Annotated in this window: 1 pseudogene; it reads right to left on the bottom strand. The window is 52.4% G+C overall.

What is annotated here, in order from left to right:
* Window positions 1-141 (bottom strand): annotated as a pseudogene (locus tag AB1L30_RS00905) (integrase core domain-containing protein); the annotation flags it as partial.
* Window positions 142-313: the final 172 nt, after the last annotated feature.

The raw sequence follows: 313 nt of genomic DNA, 5'->3' as shown, positions 1-313 counted from the left end.
ATATTGAGTCAGCCCTTTCTGACAATCGGCTCCTGATTCGTATTGCTTGAGGTAGATGTCCTCGTATTTCACGCTTCGCCACAATCTTTCGATGAACACGTTGTCCAATGCCCGGCCGCGACCGTCCATGCTGATCTCGACTCAAAGGTGTTGGTATCGACAACGGCGATGTTGTTTTCCGCGAAGTTATTCAGGCGACCATCCTTCGTCAGTTGTTCCGCGAAAGCGAACGTTTCAATCTGAAAGCCTGGCTGCGAAAAGTTTGGCGAGATCGTCAGACAACGCCATCCCCGGCCGGCGACGTGATCACGAG

It is taken from the genome of Bremerella sp. JC817 (genome assembly GCF_040718835.1).
Lineage (GTDB): Bacteria > Planctomycetota > Planctomycetia > Pirellulales > Pirellulaceae > Bremerella.
Note: the sequence above shows the minus strand (reverse complement) of the source record. Positions and strands in the feature narration are given on the sequence as shown.